This is a genomic window from Streptomyces griseoruber (assembly GCF_001514205.1).
GTDB lineage: Bacteria > Actinomycetota > Actinomycetes > Streptomycetales > Streptomycetaceae > Streptomyces > Streptomyces griseoruber.
Genome location: NZ_KQ948772.1, coordinates 376,011 through 378,471 on the forward strand (window position 1 = coordinate 376,011; position 2,461 = coordinate 378,471).

General features: G+C 70.3%; 2 protein-coding genes. Both read right to left on the minus strand.

The genetic code is table 11. The annotated features are described in order from the left end of the window. Positions 1-39 precede the first annotated feature (39 nt). Positions 40-1,032 (minus strand): PDR/VanB family oxidoreductase, encoded by a 993-nt coding sequence (locus AQJ64_RS25805; protein ID WP_059203015.1) that lies wholly within the window; start codon positions 1,030-1,032, stop codon positions 40-42. Positions 1,033-1,039: 7 nt separating this feature from the next. After that, entirely contained in the window at positions 1,040-2,356 is a 1,317-nt protein-coding gene (locus AQJ64_RS25810) for a Rieske 2Fe-2S domain-containing protein (protein ID WP_055632183.1), read from the minus strand. Between the last annotated feature and the right edge of the window lie 105 nt (positions 2,357-2,461).

The window sequence follows — 2,461 nt, forward strand, 5'->3', positions numbered from 1 at the left end:
CGGGGGCGGGGCGGTCTTTCGCCGCGGTCGATGCGGTGGTCACAGTTCCAGCTCCAGGATCGGGGACTTCGACCGTGACGAGCACGGGGTGAACAGGCCCTCCGCGCGCTCCTCGTCGGTCAGGACGTCGTCCCGGTGGTCGGGCTCACCGGCACACACCCGCACGATGCACTCACCGCAGATGCCCTGCCCGCACGAGTTGGGCGCCTCGACCCCGTTCGCCAGCAGGACGTCCAGGACGCTCCGGTCCTCGGGAACGAGGTACTCCGCTCCCGTCGAGGACAGACGCACGGTGAATCCGCCCTCCCCGCCCCCGCCCGACTCGCCCCCGCCCCCGGCCGCGGCCGCAGCCGGGGGCGGGGGCGGGGGCGAGGCGCTGAAGCGCTCCTTGTGCAGAGCGGACGCGGGCCAGCCCAGCTCGGCCGCCCGCCCCAGCACATAATCCATGAACCCGCCGGGACCGCAGACGTAGACCGCGGTCCCGGGTACGGGTTCACCCAGGTCACGCCCGAGGTCGAGGCGTTGCTCCGGACCCTGGTCGTCGAAGTGGAGGGTGACCCGCGGGTGGTTCTCCAGGTCGGCGAGGAAGGCGGCCTCGCTCCGGCTGCGGGCGCAGTAGTGCAGGTGGTAGTCGCCCCCGGTGGCATCGAGGCTCTGGGCCATCGACAGCAGCGGGGTGATGCCGATGCCGCCCGCGAGAAGCACGTGCCGACGCACGGACGTCAGGCCGAAGCGGTTCCTCGGCGCGGCGATCCGCAGCGTGTCACCCTCGGCGAGAGCGTGCATCGCCCGTGAACCGCCGCGCGAGGCCGCCTCGTCGAGGACCGCGATCCGGTACTGCTTGCGGACGCCCGGAGGTCCGCACAGGGAATACTGCCGGACCAGGCCCGTAGCGACCTGCACATCGATGTGGGCGCCCGGCTCGTACTCCCACAGTTCGTCGCCGTCGGCCCGGGCGAGGTCGAAGACCGCGATCCTCGGCGTGGCCTCGTACCGCGCCACGACGACCGCGTCCGTCCAGGTGGTGCTCACGCTTCGGTCACACCCCCGACGCCATGGGCGCGGCCGTCTCGCCCGCCCCCGCCGGGGCCAGGGCGTCGTCCCCCTGGTCGGACCGGGTGAAGAGCCCGGCCTCCACACGGCGGACCGGCTCACCGGGAGCGCCGACGCCGAGCGGGGTGCGGCCGGCCTCGACGTCGTCCACCATCGTGCGCAGCATGCGCCGGAGCATCACGACGCCCTTGTCCGACGGCGCCAGGGTCTCCTCGGAGTGCTGGGTGATGTCACCCTGCGAGCGCTGGGCCTCGTAGTCGCCGGGGAAGCGCTGCTTCTCCTCCTCGCTCAGCTGCCAGCCGTCCTTGCCGTTCTGCTTGATGCCGAACATGAACGACGTGGCCCGCCCGGGATCGGCCGAGCGGATGGAGAAGACCAGCCGGTGATGCGTGTCATCGGCGGGAACGACCCAGATCAGCATGTCGTTGCGGACATCGGGAGTCGAGCGGATGAAGTCGGGCAGGGCGATGATGTTGGGCAGCATGCACTCCACCGACCACTCCAGATCCACGAGCGCGCCACCCTCACCCCGGGCGTCCTGATAGCGCCAGACATACTTCACACCATTGCCGGTGCGGTGGTAGCTGGTGCGCTCGGCGGCCGTGCGGTGGTCGTAGTAGTGCTCGGGAAAGCCGGTCGTGCCGGTCCCCTGGAACTGGAACCCACTGTGATTGGAGTGCAGCCACGCCGCATGCACGGGGTCGACGGCGTTCTCGAACAGCTGGAGCCAGTTGAAGTCCTGCTCCAGGCCGACGACCTCGGCGCCGGGCACCATCCAGCTGGTGTGGTAGCCCTCCCCCTCCCCCAGAGGCTCCAGGCTGTCGAAGCGCGGCAGCGGGGGCTTGAGCTCGGGCGGGCCCATATAGACGAAGACCAGGCCGTAGGCCTCCTCCACCGGATACCACGGCTGACGCGCGAGACCACGGCGCTTGCCGCCCTCGAGCTCACAGGCCTGGTCCAGGCAGTGGCCCCGCACATCGAACTTCCAGCCGTGATAACAGCAGCGGATACCGTCCTCCTCGACACGGCCGAAGAAGAGACTGCTGCCGCGGTGCGCACACCGCTCGAAGACGACGCCGGGGCGGCCCTGACCATCCCGGAAGACAACCAGATCCTCCCCAAGAAGCCGGGCACGGTGCGGAACATCACTGGTCAGCGCCGTGGAGCTGGCGATCGGCTGCCAGTGACGACGCAACGCCTCCCCCATCGGCGTGCCAGGACCCACCTCGGTCAGGCGGGCGTCATGGGAGGAGGGCTTACGGCCGTAGCCGGTTCCCGTGTCGGGCACGGTCGTGTCGGTCATGTGGACCATCTCCTCGGCGTTGAGGCAGGCGGGGACGCGTGTACGAGGACCGCTCCAAGGGCCGGACACCCCGCGGTCAGAACTGCTTCGCACTGTCACAAGGCA